The organism is Planococcus sp. VCh962 (genome assembly GCF_057748275.1).
Genome location: NZ_JBYLHS010000011.1, coordinates 46,347 through 63,773, shown reverse-complemented (window position 1 = coordinate 63,773; position 17,427 = coordinate 46,347). Strand labels below are relative to the sequence as shown.

Here is a 17,427-nt window from a genome sequence, read left to right as displayed (position 1 = left end):
ATCAAGCTGATAAACAGCTTGATGCCTTTCTTGTCATGCCAATACAGATTCCGTAGTATCGGATTCTTCTTTCTGTCTTGCCTCTTTTGCTTCCAATTCTTTTATTTCTTCAGGTGTTAAATACTCGACTTTCAAACCAAGGAATGCCATGATGATTGAAATAATCGGGATGGCATAATTCAACACTGCATAAGGCGCATATGCGAAAGTTTCAACGCCAAGTGTAGCGAGGATAAATACACCGCACGTATTCCAAGGCACCAGTGGCGATGTGACCGTTCCGCCATCTTCAAGCGCCCGGGATAAATTCTTCGAATGCAGTTTTTTATCCCGATAAGCTTTTGCATACATTCTGCCTGGAAGGAGAATCGATATGTATTGTTCTGAAGCAGTTGCATTTGTAAAAAATGCTGAAATAACTGTCGCGGCAATCAGGCTTCCGGCTGACTTGGCCACTTTTAGAATCTGCTTAACAATCGACTGAAGCATTCCTACTTGTTCCATGATTCCGCCGAACACCATCGCTACAATTGTTAGTGAAACCGTATACATCATGGAATCAATTCCGCCGCGATTGAACAGATCATCAACCATTTGATTTCCTGTTGATATTGCGTAGCCATCATGGAGAGTATTTACAGCTTCGGCAACACTTCCACCTTGTACGAAAACGTGGCATAGCCAGCCAAGAAGAACACCTACAACCAATGCAGGCAATGCCGGCACTTTTTTCGCCACCATCAGAACAACAATGAGTGGAACCAGCAATAACCATGGAGAAATGACGAAATTGCTTTCGAGTGTTGATAGAATACTGTTGATTTCAGCAGTGTCTATGGCTGAACCGCCAAACTGCCGCCCAAGGAAAAAGTAAACCACTAATGCAATAATAAGACCAGGAATTGTTGTATAAATCATGTGCTTAATATGGTCAAACAAATCCGTGCCAGTAATTCCTGCCGCTAAATTGGTGGTATCAGAAAGCGGGGACATTTTATCTCCGAAATATGCACCAGAAATAACTGCGCCAGCTACCATTGGTGCCGGAATTCCCATACTGATGCCGATTCCCATGCCCGCGACGCCAATCGTTCCCATCGTGGACCAGGAACTGCCAATCGCCAATGTGACAATCGCACAAATCGCACAAATCGTTACTAAAAATAAGGCAGGTGTAATGATTTTCAACCCATAATAGATCATGGTAGCAACGATGCCGCCGCCAATCCAGGATCCTATAATCAAACCGACTAGAATTATAATAACAATCGCCGGAAGAGCCATTCGGATTCCTTTATAAGCCCCTTCTTCGATCACTTCCCATTTATACCCTTGACGCCAACCAATTAACGCTGCGATCACCGCACCAATCAATAAGGGGACGTGTGGACTTCCCTCAAATTTAATGATTGTGAATGCCATAGTGGCAATCATGACAATCAATGGCACTAATGCCAATAGAAAAGGTGTTTCTATCTCTGGTTGCTTTTTCATACTCCATCTCCTCGCCATCTCTTAATGAAAACCCTTTCATACATTCTGCCATGATACCGTCACAGGCGCAAATGTTTTTTTCATAAATTTATAAATTTAAATTATTTGCGCAAAATTTATTTGCACTGTCTTTTTCGTTCTTTTATGCTCACCAAATGAACTCTTCCCTGTCTTTCTGTTCGATTCTGATATCAAACTTGCATCATAAGGTAGTCTTTCAAGATAATAGATAAAAAGGGGGGCTGAAGATGAATCAGGATGTATTGGTTGTCGGTGCAGGAATTGGCGGATTAACAGCTGCATCATTATTGTCGAAGCATGGCATGAATGTAACGCTCCTTGAAGCATCTTCTGAACTGGGTGGCTGTGCCGGCAAATTCACGCGCAATAAGTTTCTTTTTCCGGTAGGGGCAACTCTCGGAATGGGGCTTGAAGAAAACGGAATTCTTGAGCGGGTGTTTCGTTATTTGGAAAAACCGTTTCCGCTTGAGCCCCTTGATACGGTCATGGAAATGGTTCATCCGGAAGCCACGTTTGTTTTTTTAAGAGACCGCAATCGCCATGTCGAACAAATTATTCTACAGTTCCCGCAGTATAAACAACAAATACAAGCTTTTTATAAGGAAATTTTTACAACCGCTTCAATTGTACGGACACTAATGGGGCCGCTTCCTGTACTTCCTCCTTCGACAGTGAAAGAATGGGCTTTTCTGACTACTTCTCTTCGTCCCCATCATATCAAGCTATTGCCTTATTTCAACCAAACTCTTGAGCATAGGTTAAAGCGCCATGGTTTAAGCCATCTCTCAACTTTCCGCCAGATGATTGATGTTCTGCTGATGGACAGTATGCAGACCGATAGTGAAAAGGCCATGTATCTGCTTTCTGCACTCGCGCTTGATATCTATCATGAAGGGGCATACTATGTTCCCGGCGGGCTATATCGCTATGCCGAATTAATGGGCCAAAGCTTGACTGAAAACGGAGGTACATTGAAAAAGCGACGGACTCTTGTTAAACTTCAGCGCATGGATGGCAAGTGGCTGGCAACGGATCATCGCGGCCATCAATATAAATCAACGCATGTCATTTTGAATATACCCATTCAGCAACTGCCAAAGATTTTGCCGCTGGATTCGATTGGACAATTAAAAAAGCCATTGCGTGAAGGCCTGAACACCCCTACCTGGACAACACTGGCTTTATACATCGCTGTTGATTCTTCGAAACTCGGCGCACCCTTACCGCTATTCAGGCAAATTGCAACTGAAGCAGGAGCCAGTCTGGCTGAAGGGGAACATTTTTTCATGTCAGCATCACGCCCTGGAGACTTGCTTCGTGCCCCTCTCGGAATTCAAACAGTAACAATCTCCACTCATTCACAAGTACACCATTGGGATACTCAAGAAAAATATGAAGCTACCCGTGAAGCAGTTACAAATCGAATACTCCATTCAATTGAGAAAGTCGTGCCTAATTTCAAAGAAGCTATTATCCATTTTGAAACTGGTGCTCCGAAAGCATGGGAGCGCTTTGCAGGACGCCCAAACGGCTACGTGGGAGGGTTTCCGCAAACTTTAGACACTGCTCTCTTCAATGCCATTTCACACCGATCCGGCCTTCCAAGCCTTTATGTCTGCGGTGATCATATCTTCCCTGGCGCCGGTACAATCGGTGTAGCAACAAGTGGGATTCATGCCGCTCGTTCGATAACAGGAAAACGCTTGATAGATTGAATTTATCTTCTCCTCTTAGGACATTGTCCATGAATCATTTTTCCTAAAATTTTTCTAAAGAGAATTCCTTTCCGTTTTCAACTGTCATATAATGAAATAAAAATTTCATTATTACTAAAGGGGAAAAACGAAATGACGCAGCCGCCATCCACTCGATTTCCGTTAATAGCGTGGTTTGCCCTGATAATCGGAGCTTTCTTTCTCGTATCTATGATGCCGATTATTTTTATGACCGCCATCCTTCCAATTTGGAGGCCAGAGGAATTCAGTTTTGTTTCCGTCTTTCTGCTGTTGATTGCCATAGGTTTTATCGCGATTGCTTTACGAATGATGAAGTGGGCAAAACAAGAAATAAAATCAGCAGCAAAGCAAAAGAAAGAAAAGCCTTTGCTTTCTGAAGAAGTGCCTTCTCTCTTGTCAACGGAAAAAGTGCCGGACAAGAAACCAATCTGGCCATGGCTAGTAATCGCTCCAGGGGCCCTGCTCTTGATCAGTGCTGGCCCTGGTGCCGTTATGATTCCGATCATGCCTCTGTTTTTGGCGGGAATGTCGACTGATTCAGGAACTGTTCCGGAATATGTCCCATTACTTATTATTCTAATCGGATACGGGTTGATGGCTGGGTACGTATACTGGCTTTTCCGCGCTATCAAAACTTTAAAGAAAACTTAAAACTTTGCTGTTTATGCAGGTAATAATTGATGAAGTAAGATGTAAATAATTCAATTGAAAAAAGCGCTTGAGCGGAGTGCGTCAGGCGCTTTTTTATGTGCATGATTAACTTGGATCTCAATCTCCGGATGTCACCGGCTTCTCTTTTTCTTCATAAGATACTGCTTTGACAGTCACGTCTATATTCCCTCGTACAGCTTTGGATACCGGACAATGTACATGAGTCTCATCCGCCAGTTCCTGCACTTCTTTTTCGTTCAGCCCTTCGATTGCAACTTCTAAATCCACTGCGATTTTATTAAATCCTTCGTCCACTGGATCGGTTAGCAGAGAAACTTGGCAACCCACTTGTGTTCTGCCTACGACTCCTTTCTCCTGCATAATTTTAGCCAGAATAAAACTGAAACTTGAACTATACCCCAATGCCAGAAAGCGTCCTGGATTAAAAACTGTTGCTGGTCCTGTCCCTCCGAGTTCTTTTGGCATATCGACGGCTGCTGAAAAAGCCCCATCTTCCAAATAACTTTCTCCACCTGGCCCATCAATAGTGATTGCAGCAACCGATCGATGCAAGAGCCGCGAATCGTCCATTGCCAAAATCTCCTTTCTGGATTTAATTTCACCGACAGTATACTCTTATTAATGCCTGTTTTCTACCAATTGGCTTACAGAATTGAGAGTTACATCCCATCCTTTTCAATTGTAATTTTTTGCTTCCAAAGCCACCAAGCAAAGAAAAAAGAGCCGGTAAAATTTCCAGGCTCTTTTTGAATTTATTCTTATTTTCAAACAAACGCCCGTAAGATTTTCTCGTCCAGTTGCAGTATCCACTTGCGGATTGATCGCCGATGGCGTTTTTCAGCTGGCAAGATTTCTTTTGCCCGATCCATCAGTTCTCCACATTTTTCTTCAAGAGCTGGATTTTCCTGCCAGCAATATTCCGACAGATAATAATAAACCAGCTTAATCGCTTCGATATAAGATCCCAGGCTGTTAGGAGCGAGCAAGTCGATGCCGACCAACAATAATACCGCTTCATCATCTTCTTCAAGATCTTCCCTATTTGGGCCATATAGCCGGCTGAACTCTTTCATTTCTTCAAAAAGCACCTGAACTTCTCCAAAAACCAAAGCGGCGACATGATCTTCATTAAAATTGATCAACATCTTCTTTCCCCCCTCTTTTTTATTCATAGGTATTTCGATGTTTCCGATTATGTCCAAAAGCTTCTTCGGATATAAATCGAAGCATTTAAATTACGTATATATTTCTATAAAACCACTTTTAATTCCTTCTTTTTTTATTCCCTTTACAGAATAAATATTAAATAAACTTCAACTTTTATTTAAAACCCCTTTAAAATGAAAACGAATGTTGATAAAGGCCAATTTAATTGCAGTTACGAAGGAGATTGTTAAAAAATTCACAATAAAAAGAGCTTCCGATGAATGTTCGTTCATCAAAAGCTCTTTTTATTATACATAGAATATGCAAAAAATATGCATAAACCAAACACCCACAAAACTCTTCGCCCACTTTTTTCGAGAACCATTATAGAAAGGCTTCCCCGTTGTTGGAAAGGTTCTTTATTCCTAGTTATTCATTCAAAGAACTTCATAGTCAAGCTGTTCGCCATTCAGCAATTTTTTTATATTGGAAATCGATACATTGCTGATCCGGGTTACCGCTTCAAAACTGGCTCCTCCAACATGAGGTGTGGCAACGACATTCTCTAACAGAGGCAATTCACTGTCAGGCGGTTCTTTTTCAAAAACATCAAGGGCCGCCCCTTTAATCTGATGATTTTTTAAGGCATCGATTAAATCTTGCTCATTAACCAATTGTCCGCGTGAAATATTGATTAAAAAAGCAGTAGGTTTCATTAACGACAGCGTTTCCTTATTGACAAAATGCCTATTTTTTTCTGTCAGCGATGTGGCGATGACAATGTAATCTGCTTCCTTAAATAACTGGTCCCGGTCTACGTATTTGGCATTGAGTTTTTCAGCTAATTCATAATCTTTATAATTTCCATAAACGATGGTCTTCATGTCAAATCCCATGGCCCGCTTGGCTAAGGCTTTCCCAATCGCACCGAAACCAACGATTCCCAGATTTTTTTTATAAATTTCAAACCCCATGGTTGTATCCCAATGGCCGGACTTCACTTCTTTGTCTTTTGCCGGGATATCCCGAGCTGCCGACAACATTAAACCGAAAGCATGATCTGCCACTGCCTGGGCATTCAATCCGGGTGCGCTTGTAACTCTAATCCCTTTTTGATGCGCATAACCTACGTCAATATTATCTACACCCGCACCAAATTTGACAATGTACTTCAGATTCGGTGCTGCATCCATTATTTCCCTATCGATTTTGACAATATTCACGAGAATGATATCCGTGTTTTCTACTTCTTTTTTCAGCTCTGCTTTATCAATCCCTTTATCGGTATAAAGTACTTTTACTTCACCGATTTTCTTCAATTCATCAATTAAATTCGGATCAGCTCCGTAAAATGCCTCCCGCAGCATGAGCAGTATATTCATAGAATCCCTCCAACTTATAAATTTCTATTTATACTCTTTAAAAAATCCGCTTCCCATTAAACATACTACAGCGGCATACGAAATTCATAGAAAATATAAAATCCAAAAAAATTGCATATCCAATCGGTACCGTTATGTTCTTTTTCATTGTAAAAAGCACCGGTTCTTTTTTAACCGATGCTTGTTTTCAGCCTCTTACTATATAGGCGGATATCGGCTTTTCTCCTTCAAAACCTTCTCCGTTGTAAATAACGCCAAGTTCTTTCACAAAATAATATAAAATGGTGATATATTCTTTAAGGCTTCCTGCCAATACTGCTCGATCATTGTATTTATAATCGACTTCAATTACCTGTCCATACTGCCCTTCAGCCCCAGGATCTAAATCAATGGCGATAAAGTTCCCTCCTCCGTCCCGGTAAATCGGTATCTTTTGGGAGAGCATAAAATTATCTTTTACAAATCCTTCAGGTATGGATTGAACCTCTTCCTTTCGTCCAGGTTCCTTCACCACATCTTCGACTTCAACAAAGATGTCGTTTAAACCCATTAATGGATATCCCGTAATATGGGCATACGCTGGCATGCCGGCTTCTACTATTTCCATCCAATGTTCTAAATCATTGCCATTGCAGTACCGGTACAGCGACACAAAATCCTCAATCGATTCAGCTCCATATAACTCAAAAACCGTCGTAATGTCAGCTTCGGCATTGCCAGGCACTAAAGGCACGAGCAACTCACCAAATTTCTCTTTCAAAAATTCATGGTACTCTTGCCAAATCTCAATGAACGCCATATCCCTATACCAGGCTAAAAACTCTTTCATTCCTGGAACAGAATGATAAATCCCGAATTGATGTTCCAATTCGATTACTTCAGATGGTTTTTCTTTATTGCGGTACTCGTCAACCGATTCTATCTTCCACCAGACACATTTATAGATAAGCCCCGCCTCCAGCATTTCAGCCATTGCATAACGGACTATTTGCCCTTCATGTTCATATTCCTTCAATTCAAATGTATGGGGCTGCTTGTTTATTGGATGAACCAATTCAATTTGATTTGATCGTGCGATGTTATCATCACTGTTTTGAAACGGGTTTGGCATACCATCCTGCAGTTGAATACTGGAATGATCCGAAAATAACAAAGCGGATTCTTTAAAATACAATAGCTCCCATCCTTTTTCATACATGGATTTTCTCCTTTCTGCTTCGGCTTTCCTGGCCAAACAGTGAATATCATTTTTAATATTCCTATTCCATACCCCTCTTTAGCGAGGAATAGCCTTTGAGTATCGTAATCATCTCCTTTTTCTTTTGCAAATTCCAATTTTTTTATGCTACTTGATAAACCAAACTGCTTAAAGCGGCTATGCATTCGTTAAAAGCACGGTTCATACTTTGAGACAAGGGTGATTGTTTTGCTTCTGCCAAGCATTTTTTTCATTATCGGCTTTGTACTTGTTCATCTTTGTGCAAAGAATGTCAGGTTCCTTGATGCTCCTGAAAAAACGTGCTCATGTCACTGCTTTCCGGTGGATCTATTGCCTACGTTTTTCTCCACCTAGTGCCGGAATTGACCCATTACCAAGAAGTAGTAGAGGCGGCGAAGCTGCCAAGATGGCTTGAACGTTTACTCCCTTATTTAAGCGGTGACAATATCGCGGCATATGCCATTTACTTTATCGTTTTTTTCTTTCACTTTATTGCAATAACCAAATGCTGCATTGGCGGCGTGAAAATTTATATATAAAAGCTGGCCGCTGGATCTTAGCCTTTTCTGTCTTCTTTGGCTGGTTTTTAAATGTAACAACGCATTCCAGCGAACTGACAATCAGTCATGAATGATGAACTGCCGGAACAGAAAAAGAGCAGCTTTGTATCTTTTGCTTTAGGGATTGTTCTGGTTGGTTCCCTTCTTCAATTAATTCTATAATGTAAAAGTCTTTCCTTTATTTAAGAAGAAAATAAAAAATCACAGCCCTCAGTGAAACTGAAGAATGTGAATTTTGTTGAATAAAAACCATCTGACATCAAATAAATCAAGATTTTTGGACGGCTTCTTTTAACTGCGTTTTCAGTTTTTTGCTTTATACGAGCGAATGTAGCATTTAGCATTTTCCGCACTTTTCAATCTATTGATAGAATTTCTAAGCGGTGATTTTATTTTCAAGATCTTGAGATAAACTTAAGATGTTTGCTTTTTACAAGTTCAATAAACTGTATCTGCTCTTTGCCATCATTGAGCAAAAGCTCTACGTTTTTGGACCTTATTAAAAATCGTTTTACTTTTCCGTCATTCCATATAATGTAGTTATAACGAAAATCCTTCTCCATTTCTGCAAACCATTCCATTTTACTTAATCTCTCTATATTCCTTTCGAGTTTTGACGACGGGATATAGAAAAAAAGCATCGTTTCCACAATGCCTTCTATTATGCCCAATAGTATTTCAAAAAGAAATCCAATAATAGACTCTCCCACAGCCAACACCTCTGCTTGTTTAAACGATATGCCATGCACTTATATAATTAGATACATTATACTGTTTTTTAGAATAAATGAAATCTTAAAATCCACTTCATAAAATATATGTACTTTCTATTGCTTTTCTGCCTAGAAAAAACAGCCCCGTCTTTAAGACAGCACTGCTTGTTTGTACTTGCTATTTAGAACCCTAATCGTTTAAATTCCTTTGATGTGTATACGGGCGTTAAAGTATACAGATTTTGATGGGAAGTCTCAGCAATCCGCATCAACTCCTGAAAAATGCTTTCGGATACATCGTAGAGGAACATAGCATCAGGCATGCTTTTTAATTTAGTCGATGCCAAATCCCATTTTACTTCTTCGATTTCTACCCATGCACTTTTCGATTCAATAGAATTTTGAATGGTTAGTCTGCCAAATAAAGTGATGAATTTTTGGCCGTCCTCCTCGTGTGTGTCTTTCACGCGCGTAAAAGTATACTTTACATTTTCTGCAGATAAGGGCTGATTGCAAGGCATAAGTCCCATCTCCTTCTCAAAGTGTCGGCTTGGCTAGGCAACAAGAAGAAAAAATTTATTTAAAAAAATTATTCTGAAGCAAAATGTATGTAACTGTTTCACATATAAGGAATGCTATGATAAGGCAACTACCTAAACAACCTCTAGATTCAGTAACAGTTTTCAATTTTTTCACGCAGTAACTTTCAGCTGGAAAAGAGTTATTTTAAACACTTCACTATAAAGTCGGGAACATGGCCAAGGTATATATAGCATTCTTAGGGCTTCTGTTTTTTTGCATAAATAAATAGTACCGCATAAACCTCCTCTTGTGTCAGAAAATTTATAATTATTTATTTCTTCAGTTAAAAATACATCATTTTTCCCATATAATTACTTTTTTCAAAAGAGAATGCTTAAATTTGATACGGGCATTTAGACTTATCGAAATCAAATCATGGCTGCAGCTCACTTCAGAGTGTTCACCGATTTAAAATCCGATTTTCTTTAATATTTAAAAAGGCAAGGGCTTCTTTTGAGTTGGCTTCCAAATCTTCGCTGAAAATCGTCTTGGCGATCTCTGAAATTCCACTTCTTTTAGCTAGCCGGTTCAATTGATTTTCCATGAATGTCGAATTGCATAGAACGACAACTTTCTTCATATAAGGCAATAGCCAAATCAGCAATTCTTCCCACACATCGTTTACTTCAGGGCTAAAGACAAAAGGCTCTCCTTCAAAGACCATGGCTTGGTTGTCAATCAGTATTTTAATTTCCCCTTTGTTCAATAACAATGCCAGGCTTTTAACGTTTTGCTCGATTCTCCGCACATCCCCTTCACTTAATGGACCTGTTATTTTCCATGAGATAACTTGCTGAACTAAGTCAATATCGTAGGCGAAACGGCTATGCAATGGTTTTTTCAATTCTCTTTTTAAAAAGGCCGAGCGCGGCATAAATCGTTCATGCTCGAAAAGGTATGACAAATTCACATCGAGGGCATTCGATAATTTTTCGATATTCAGTAAAGATAAATTTTTCTCACCTCTTTCAACTGCCCCTACATAAGACCGGTCCAAGTCAGCTCGGATAGCTAATGACTCTTGCGTGATGCCAGCTTTTAAACGCAATTCTTTTATTCGGCTCCCAAAATCTTTTAATATTTCCAATGGAGTTCCCCTTGTCTTCGATTCTTTTTATTCATTATAAAACTCCATTATTTCGAAAACTACAAAAAAATTAATTTTATTTAAAATCAATAATCAGCTAACTGTTGGATTACACCTTCCTTTTCTTGAACTTGAGCATTCAGACCTTGGTGTCTTTTAATGTTCAACTGACAAATCAAAGGTCCTTGACCATTTAAAAATTCCGGTCCACACCTGCCTTACAATGTGCAATTGAGGGAACAGAAAACATCTTATCAACCATTATAGAAAGCCCATTTTGCAAATACTACGGACGATAAATCCCATTTGCTGTTTTAGTGAAACTTTTTTACTAGGTCTGAACCACTTAAGACCCTGTTTCAAGATTGACCGCGCTGTTTGCTTGAAATAAATTTTGTGTAAAAAAGCACAAAAAAACAAATGCAAGTTGGCGCTGGCAAAATATTTCAAAGTGAAACAAACAATGGGCTCTTTTACTGGATGGAATGTGTTCAGTGTATTTCCGATAATTTCCCTAGTATTCGCCATTTCTTTGCAATCTGTAATTTTCCTCTAGTTAAAGTTTTTAAGGTTCTTAAGAAAATTTTCTTATAAAATTACTAGTTAATTGGTAATAATAAATATATAATAAAATAAACTGATTATTTAATCTTTTCATTCTATAAGGACAGAGGTGAAGTAAAGTGAGGGATATTTATTTCGAAGAAAATTACGGACGCCTTTACGAAAAAATTGAGAGAGGAAAATGTGAAACTTTTTCTTTTAGAGGCAACCTCGGTACAGTAAACCATATATTCATTAAACGTGAGATTCCTCAGCAAATTTCAGGCCGATCATATTATGATTTGGTGACTCCTTATGGATATGGTGGTCCAGTAATTACCGATTGCCAAGAAAGTGATAAAAAGCAATTGGTGGATAATTTTAAGAATGCCTTTCAGTATTATTGTGAACAAAATCACATCATCAGTGAATTTGTCCGATTTCATCCATTGCTTGGCAATGCCAAAGACTTCACTAGCTGTTATGACGTGGTTTATCTGCGCAACACTGTCGGAACCAATTTGAAGGACTATGCAGATCCCGTGCAAAATGAATACTCCAGGTCGAAACGAAAATGCATTCGGCAAGCTTTGGAGGCGGGTGTGAAATTCACCGTCAAACCGGCCCCTGCCAGTCTGGTAGAATTCAAAGCTATTTACTACAGCACCATGGACCGCAATCAGGCCGATCATTACTATTATTTCGACGATGCTTATTTCGAGAATCTTCTTGAACAGTTCTCTTCGAACCTGCTATTAACAGAAGTAAGTTATGGTGATCAAATAATTGGGATGTCTTTGAATTTCATTTATGAAAAAACAATACATATCCATTTATCGGGTACGCTTCGGGAATTCCAGTATCTCTCACCGGCATTTGTGCTGCGCTATGCGCTGGCAGTTTGGGGAAAAGAAAATGGCATGGAATTGATTCATGAAGGCGGAGGGAGAACAAATGCACCAGATGATTCCTTATATTTACTAAAGAGACAATTTGGAAAAAACACATCATTCAAGTTCCATATCGGCAAACAAATTTGGAACAAAGAAATTTATCACCAGCTTTGCAAAGAAGTTGGAGTCGATGCCTATTCTGATTTTTTCCCTGCTTACCGCTCCAATCTGTCTTATGAATTTAAAAAAGTATGAAGAGGTTGGATACAGAAGTTTGACTTGCTATTAAAGCTTGATAATAGCGAAACAAAAAAGGCAGTCTGGAATAATTTCCAAACTGCCTTTTATATATGATTTTCTTTTTACTCGATGGGTATACGGTGCCCAACATGGTCGTTATGCAAGTCATGTGATTTTGGTACGTTAAGCGTTAAAACCCCGTTTTGAAAAGCAGCAGACACATGCTCTTCGTCAATTTCCCCGATATAAAAACTACGTCGAAAAGAGCCATATATGCGCTCTTTCCGGATATAACGCTCGTTTTGTTCATCTGATTCCACTTCCCGTTCTTTCTTGCCCCGGATTTCCAAATAACCGTCCCGGTATTCTACTTCGATGTCGTCTCTAGCAAATCCAGGCAAATCTACTTGCAGCTCATAAAGATCATTTTTTTCTTTAATATCCACTTGAGGATAATGGGTTTCTCCAAAAAACTTGTTGAAAACATCCGTTTCCACTGTACTTTCAAAAAGGCTGGGGAAAAACTCATTTCTTCTTTTCGGTCTGAGCCTAGCCACGGCAATCTCCACTCCTTTTCACGTTTTGGAAATCAACTGCTGCAAGACATAATCAGAAATGGCAAGGAAATAAGGCGAGCACTAGCAAGTTTTAAGCGGCTGTCCTTCTCCAGCATCACATATCTCTAACACGATTTTTCTAACTTATCGAAAAGCATGGTGAATAGACCTCTTCACCATGGATTATAATAAATATGATGTTTTTGTCAATTCATCAGCATTAAGCGTTTTAGCTTTTTTAGGATTCAATAGAACGGCAAGTTTTAGCCTGAGTATTTTCTTCGATTTCACCACGTTTCTCCTCCTGAAGGAGGCGGCCATGCATCTATCATCCGCCGCACAAGGACAGCCTGTCCGGCATGGTAGCTATTGTGATTAATAATGACCATCAACAAATCTGCCCGTGTCCTTCTTTTCCCGCCAAATCCTTCCTCCGAAAAGTCTTTGGATGCTTCCAATTCTGCCTGTTCCAACCCAGCGGAAAACTTTGCAATTTCACTATTCCACTCTTGTTCACTGGATGGCATTGTTTGTTCCGGCCAAGTTTCAGCTGCATGTTCTGGATTTCTTGGTGCTTCTCCCTTCAAATACGCCAGCATAAAATCCTGCCAAAAATTCATATGGCATAACAGCTGCCACACCGAATGTGGACACTGTTCGGGCTTTTCACCAGCTTTCTGCCAGTCCAGCCCTTCAAATACTGCAGCTGCATCCACATGCGCACTGGTTCCGCGCACTCCTTTTTGCAAAAATTCATTGGCCATATACCTTCCTCCTTCATTAATCCATAATAGCCGCCCTCTAATCAATTGATTTATGAGGACGGCTCGCTTCCATTGCAGTTCATATAAGTATTTGCTTCATTTACGAAGTGTTTTTCTTTATTTCCTATTTTTTAAGAATTTTTCTTTTTCTTTTTTCTTTCCTTCTCTTCTTTCTTTTTCTCCTCTTTCAAGAAACGTTTTGGTTTTTCCAGCACATCGATCAAATCTCCAAGAAATTTAGCAGCCGGTGCACCATCAACGGCCCGGTGGTCTATCGTCAGGCTTAACGGCAGCCGTTTTCTTTCCTGTACCTTGCCATCCTCCATTACAAGGTGTTTTTCAATTTGTCCAATTCCAAGAATAGCTGCTTCTGGCGGGTTGATAATCGGTGTGAAAAATTGGATCCGATACGCACCAAGACTGGTGATTGTAAAAGTGCTGCCGGTGCTTTCCTGACTTGATAATTTGCCGTCTCTTGCCTTTTCAGCAAGTTCAGCTAATCGATTATGCAGTTCGGCCGCTGATTGTTGGTCCGCATTATGAAGAACGGCTACTTGCAGACCATTTTTTGAATCAACCGCAAAACCTAAATTGATTTCTGGATTAGGAATCATTTGATTACCTTTGATATGAGCATTTAAATCCGGATGCTCCTTTAAGGTCTGTGCCACAGCTTTTGCAACTAGAGCTGTCCAGCCCACTTCTTCTGTTGACTTGCCTTTTCTAGTTTCAAGCTTTGTAACATCCGCCCAAGCCGTTTCTGTAAGCTGAGCACTGTTTTGAAGGCTTTCTGTCATCCGTCTGGCGATGACTCCCCGTATACCTGAAAACGGAATAGCGTCGATTAGCTGGTTTTCATCGCCTTTATCATCACTTGCCTCAGTTTGTTCATCGGATGTTTCTGCAATCATCGATTCTTCATTGTGCTCCTGCTCTTCTGCCGCTTGTTCTTCTGTTGAGGTTTTTTTCAACGGCTCTTCCTGTTCTTTCTTTATTGTTTCTTCTTGCATCACTTCTTCCTTAGCCGTTTCTTCTTCTGGCCTTTCTTCATCCTGCTTGCCTGTTGCAGATTTATCTTCTAGTGCTTCATTTGATTCATCCGCTTTCGCAGCCGCTTCTATCACTTCGGTTTGACCGGCTACTCTGCGGATATCCTTTTCTGTGATTTTGCCGTTTCTTCCCGTTCCTGCTACAGACTCGAGCGGAACGTTCAGTTCGCGTGCAAGCTTTCGGAGTCCTGGAGCCAAACGCATCGCTTTTGCCGGCTCTTTTTGTTCAGAAGCCGTTTCCTGCTTATCCACTTTCTCTGTCATTTTCTGCTCTTCGGGCTGCTGGTTTTCTGGTTCCACATTTTTTTTCGGTTCCACTTTTTCTACCATTCTTTGCTCTTCTGGCTTAGTTCCCTGAGTTTTTTCCGCTGGATCAATCGTAGCCAGCACCTCCCCGACTTTTGCTGAATCTCCTCTTTTAAAAACAATTTCCTTAATAGTCCCACTGGTTGCTGCTTCTATTTCCGATACTTCTTTTTCTGTTTGTATTTCAAGCAAAGGGTCCCCTTCTTTCACTGTATCCCCTTCGGAAACGAACCAGATGACCACTAAGCTTTCGTCGACATCCTCCCTTATTTTAGGTAATTTCACTTCAATCATCCCAACGCCTCCTGTTTTCCCGTTATCCTTCGTTCACTAATGCTTTTACTTGTTCAAAAATCTTGGCCGCGTTTGGAATCACAAAATCTTCAAGCGGACGGCTGTATGGAACCGGCACATCCGGATTGGCCAGACGCCGAGGCGGAGCTTCCAAATCGTAAAATACTTCTTCCGCTACTATTGCTGTCACTTCGGCTGTCATGCCATAGGATTGGTAATCTTCGTCAACAACGAATAGACGATGCGTTTTTTTGACCGACTGGATAATCGTTTCTTTATCAATCGGAGCGATTGAACGTAAATCGATGACTTCCGCCTCAATCCCTTCTTTTGCCAGTCTTTCCGCCGCTTCCATAGCGTAATGAGTCATCATTTGAATGCCCACAATGGTGACATCGCTTCCTTCCCTCACAACTTTCGCTTTATCAAGCGGCACTGTATAGGCTTCTTCTGGAACATGTTCGGCAGATGCATCCAGCTGTTCCATCCATCCCAACCCCTGCAGTGATTTATGGAACATGAACAGGACCGGATTGTCGTCACGGATGGCCGAAATCATCATGCCTTTCAAATCATATGGAGTGGAAGGAGCTACCACTTTCATGCCTGGCAAATGCCCGAATGTGGCATAAAGCGTTTGGGAATGCTGCGCTGCATCGTTATAGCCGCCACCTACCGCCGTCATAAGCACCATTGGCAAGCGGACATTGCCACCAGACATATAAGGGATTTTCGCCATATGATTGTATATCTGATCCATACAAACGCCAAAAAAGTCGACGAACATCAATTCTGCAATCGGCCGCATCCCTTCTGCTGCTGCCCCAATGGCGGCGCCAATAAATGCCGTTTCAGAAATAGGCGTATCCAATACACGCTGTTGGCCAAATTTTTCAATCAATCCTTGTGTCGATCCAAAAATGCCGCCATAGTTTCCAATATCTTCTCCCAGTACAAAAACATTCGGATCTCTTTCCATTTCAAGTGCAATCGCTTCAGCCATCGCTTTATTTCCTGTTAAAATCCGTTTTTTCGCTGTCTCCATTCTGAATGCGCCCCTTCCATTTTAAGATGTGAAAACATCTTTTAACGCTGATTCGGGTTCAGGATAGTTGCTGTCTCTTGCGAATTGATATGCTTCATCCACTTCTTGCTTGGCCTGTTTTTCAATTTTCTCGATTTCCTTTTCTGTAACCTCTTCTGCTTCTGCAAGCATTTTCCGCAGTTTCAAAATCGGATCTAATTGACGCAATCCAGGAACTTCCGCTTTGTCACGGTACAATTCCGGGTCTCCCTGGAAATGGCCTAGATAGCGATGGGTCTCAATCTCAATAATTGTTGGTCCTTGTCCGGCACGCGCTCTTGCAACCGCTTCTTCTGAAGCTTTATACATCGCAATCGGGTCATTGTCTTTTACATAAGCTCCGGCAATGCCATATGCGGCTGCCCGCAAATCATTCGAAGCTACGGCAGTTGAGGAGGCTTTCGGGACGGAAATGCCATAAGAGTTATCTTCAACTACTACAATAAGCGGCAAATTCCACAAAGCTGCCAGATTCAGCGATTCATGGAAAGCACCAGCGTTGGCAGCTCCTTCACCAATAAAGGCTACGGCTACCCAATCCCTGCCTTGCATTTTACTGGCAAGCGCCGCACCAGCTGCATGGGGAATTCCAGCGGCAACAATTCCGCCACAGGAAAATTTAACGTCCGGATCAAACAAATGCATATGACCGCCTTTGCCTTTTCCAAGCCCTGCTTCCTTGCCAAAAATCTCGGCAGTCATCTTTTTTAAATCAACGCCTTTTGCGATGGCATGGTGATGCGGACGGTGCGGTGCCGTCACTGTATCGTCTTTGGTCAAATGCACGCAAATGCCTGCTGCAGCTGGCTCTTGACCGGTTGATAAATGCATCTCGCCAGGGACCGGCCCTGCACCGATATTGAATACAGGCGACTTTCCTTCGGTATACACTTCCACCATCTGGTCTTCGTAATACCGGCTTTTCACCATATGTTCGTACATCCACTTCAGTTTTTCCACGGACACGGCAGGCTGTTTTTCCTCGAAAGTAGTCACTATTTTTCCTCCTTTTCGAAATCGTGAGCCTTGCAATTGCTGGAAACTAACTTACAAAGTGTAACTAATATTAATACTATATTTTTTCT

Annotated in this window: 16 protein-coding genes; 3 read left to right on the top strand and 13 right to left on the bottom strand. The window is 40.9% G+C overall.

Translation table 11 applies throughout. The annotated features are described in order from the left end of the window. Positions 1 to 33: 33 nt before the first annotated feature. Positions 34 to 1,494 carry a Na+/H+ antiporter NhaC gene (nhaC, locus tag AC3AQ9_RS18945; protein WP_488309051.1) on the bottom strand — a complete coding sequence of 487 codons (1,461 nt, stop codon included), beginning with the start codon at positions 1,492 to 1,494 and terminating at the stop codon, positions 34 to 36. 248 nt (positions 1,495 to 1,742) lie between these two features. Between nhaC and AC3AQ9_RS18940 the strand changes: the two genes are divergently transcribed. Both AC3AQ9_RS18940 and AC3AQ9_RS18935 read left to right on the top strand, forming a co-directional pair. After that, positions 1,743 to 3,230: a phytoene desaturase family protein gene (locus tag AC3AQ9_RS18940; protein WP_488309050.1), complete on the top strand. Its 1,488-nt coding sequence runs from the start codon at positions 1,743 to 1,745 to the stop codon at positions 3,228 to 3,230. A gap of 132 nt (positions 3,231 to 3,362) precedes the next feature. Continuing rightward, positions 3,363 to 3,902, top strand: a complete 540-nt coding sequence (locus tag AC3AQ9_RS18935) for a hypothetical protein (RefSeq protein ID WP_488309049.1) — start codon at positions 3,363 to 3,365, stop codon at positions 3,900 to 3,902. Between the two features lie 117 nt (positions 3,903 to 4,019). Here the strand turns inward: AC3AQ9_RS18935 and AC3AQ9_RS18930 are convergent, their stop codons facing one another. The 7 genes from AC3AQ9_RS18930 to AC3AQ9_RS18900 all read right to left on the bottom strand — a co-directional run bounded on the left by AC3AQ9_RS18930 (position 4,020) and on the right by AC3AQ9_RS18900 (position 10,612). Continuing rightward, positions 4,020 to 4,493, bottom strand: coding sequence for an Ohr family peroxiredoxin (locus AC3AQ9_RS18930; RefSeq protein ID WP_488309048.1), 474 nt, complete (start codon positions 4,491 to 4,493; stop codon positions 4,020 to 4,022). Between the two features lie 194 nt (positions 4,494 to 4,687). Further along, the gene (locus AC3AQ9_RS18925; protein WP_488309047.1) at positions 4,688 to 5,068 is read right to left on the bottom strand and encodes a hypothetical protein; all 381 of its coding nucleotides are present in this window, start codon (positions 5,066 to 5,068) and stop codon (positions 4,688 to 4,690) included. A 438-nt stretch (positions 5,069 to 5,506) separates the two neighbouring features. Then, positions 5,507 to 6,451, bottom strand: a complete 945-nt coding sequence (locus tag AC3AQ9_RS18920; protein WP_488309046.1) for a phosphoglycerate dehydrogenase — start codon at positions 6,449 to 6,451, stop codon at positions 5,507 to 5,509. Positions 6,452 to 6,638: 187 nt separating this feature from the next. Next, positions 6,639 to 7,649: an SMI1/KNR4 family protein gene (locus AC3AQ9_RS18915; protein ID WP_488309045.1), complete on the bottom strand. Its 1,011-nt coding sequence runs from the start codon at positions 7,647 to 7,649 to the stop codon at positions 6,639 to 6,641. 976 nt (positions 7,650 to 8,625) lie between these two features. Then, positions 8,626 to 8,940 (bottom strand): hypothetical protein, encoded by a 315-nt coding sequence (locus AC3AQ9_RS18910; protein WP_488309044.1) that lies wholly within the window; start codon positions 8,938 to 8,940, stop codon positions 8,626 to 8,628. Positions 8,941 to 9,125: 185 nt separating this feature from the next. Then, positions 9,126 to 9,464 (bottom strand): hypothetical protein, encoded by a 339-nt coding sequence (locus tag AC3AQ9_RS18905; protein ID WP_488309043.1) that lies wholly within the window; start codon positions 9,462 to 9,464, stop codon positions 9,126 to 9,128. A gap of 461 nt (positions 9,465 to 9,925) precedes the next feature. Then, positions 9,926 to 10,612: a helix-turn-helix domain-containing protein gene (locus AC3AQ9_RS18900; protein ID WP_488309042.1), complete on the bottom strand. Its 687-nt coding sequence runs from the start codon at positions 10,610 to 10,612 to the stop codon at positions 9,926 to 9,928. Positions 10,613 to 11,295: 683 nt separating this feature from the next. On the opposite strand from AC3AQ9_RS18900, the gene AC3AQ9_RS18895 reads away from it, so the two are divergent. After that, on the top strand, positions 11,296 to 12,303 hold the full coding sequence (locus AC3AQ9_RS18895; RefSeq protein WP_488309041.1) for a GNAT family N-acetyltransferase: 1,008 nt from the start codon (positions 11,296 to 11,298) through the stop codon (positions 12,301 to 12,303). A 107-nt stretch (positions 12,304 to 12,410) separates the two neighbouring features. Here AC3AQ9_RS18895 and AC3AQ9_RS18890 read toward each other — a convergent pair whose 3' ends face one another. From AC3AQ9_RS18890 to AC3AQ9_RS18870, 5 genes are all read right to left on the bottom strand, one after another. Beyond that, positions 12,411 to 12,845 (bottom strand): Hsp20/alpha crystallin family protein, encoded by a 435-nt coding sequence (locus AC3AQ9_RS18890; RefSeq protein ID WP_488309040.1) that lies wholly within the window; start codon positions 12,843 to 12,845, stop codon positions 12,411 to 12,413. 287 nt (positions 12,846 to 13,132) lie between these two features. Then, positions 13,133 to 13,609, bottom strand: coding sequence for a DinB family protein (locus tag AC3AQ9_RS18885; protein ID WP_488309039.1), 477 nt, complete (start codon positions 13,607 to 13,609; stop codon positions 13,133 to 13,135). Between the two features lie 131 nt (positions 13,610 to 13,740). Next, a complete protein-coding gene (locus tag AC3AQ9_RS18880; RefSeq protein ID WP_488309038.1) occupies positions 13,741 to 15,258 on the bottom strand; it encodes a dihydrolipoamide acetyltransferase family protein in 1,518 nt (505 codons plus the stop codon). A gap of 22 nt (positions 15,259 to 15,280) precedes the next feature. Continuing rightward, the gene (locus tag AC3AQ9_RS18875) at positions 15,281 to 16,303 is read right to left on the bottom strand and encodes an alpha-ketoacid dehydrogenase subunit beta (protein ID WP_488309037.1); all 1,023 of its coding nucleotides are present in this window, start codon (positions 16,301 to 16,303) and stop codon (positions 15,281 to 15,283) included. A 21-nt stretch (positions 16,304 to 16,324) separates the two neighbouring features. Beyond that, positions 16,325 to 17,284 (bottom strand): thiamine pyrophosphate-dependent dehydrogenase E1 component subunit alpha, encoded by a 960-nt coding sequence (locus AC3AQ9_RS18870; protein WP_488309072.1) that lies wholly within the window; start codon positions 17,282 to 17,284, stop codon positions 16,325 to 16,327. Between the last annotated feature and the right edge of the window lie 143 nt (positions 17,285 to 17,427).

Excerpts from the sequence above, each read along its gene's own strand:
- AC3AQ9_RS18925 (WP_488309047.1), bottom strand. The coding sequence starts at position 5,068 with ATGTTGATCAATTTTAATGAAGATCATGTCGCCGCTTTGGTTTTTGGA.
- AC3AQ9_RS18875 (WP_488309037.1), bottom strand. The coding sequence starts at position 16,303 with ATGGAGACAGCGAAAAAACGGATTTTAACAGGAAATAAAGCGATGGCT.
- AC3AQ9_RS18930 (WP_488309048.1), bottom strand. The coding sequence starts at position 4,493 with ATGGACGATTCGCGGCTCTTGCATCGATCGGTTGCTGCAATCACTATT.
- AC3AQ9_RS18870 (WP_488309072.1), bottom strand. The coding sequence starts at position 17,284 with ATGTACGAACATATGGTGAAAAGCCGGTATTACGAAGACCAGATGGTG.
- AC3AQ9_RS18905 (WP_488309043.1), bottom strand. The coding sequence starts at position 9,464 with ATGCCTTGCAATCAGCCCTTATCTGCAGAAAATGTAAAGTATACTTTT.
- AC3AQ9_RS18885 (WP_488309039.1), bottom strand. The coding sequence starts at position 13,609 with ATGGCCAATGAATTTTTGCAAAAAGGAGTGCGCGGAACCAGTGCGCAT.
- AC3AQ9_RS18935 (WP_488309049.1), top strand. The coding sequence starts at position 3,363 with ATGACGCAGCCGCCATCCACTCGATTTCCGTTAATAGCGTGGTTTGCC.
- AC3AQ9_RS18940 (WP_488309050.1), top strand. The coding sequence starts at position 1,743 with ATGAATCAGGATGTATTGGTTGTCGGTGCAGGAATTGGCGGATTAACA.
- AC3AQ9_RS18920 (WP_488309046.1), bottom strand. The coding sequence starts at position 6,451 with ATGAATATACTGCTCATGCTGCGGGAGGCATTTTACGGAGCTGATCCG.
- nhaC (WP_488309051.1), bottom strand. The coding sequence starts at position 1,494 with ATGAAAAAGCAACCAGAGATAGAAACACCTTTTCTATTGGCATTAGTG.
- AC3AQ9_RS18880 (WP_488309038.1), bottom strand. The coding sequence starts at position 15,258 with ATGATTGAAGTGAAATTACCTAAAATAAGGGAGGATGTCGACGAAAGC.
- AC3AQ9_RS18915 (WP_488309045.1), bottom strand. The coding sequence starts at position 7,649 with ATGTATGAAAAAGGATGGGAGCTATTGTATTTTAAAGAATCCGCTTTG.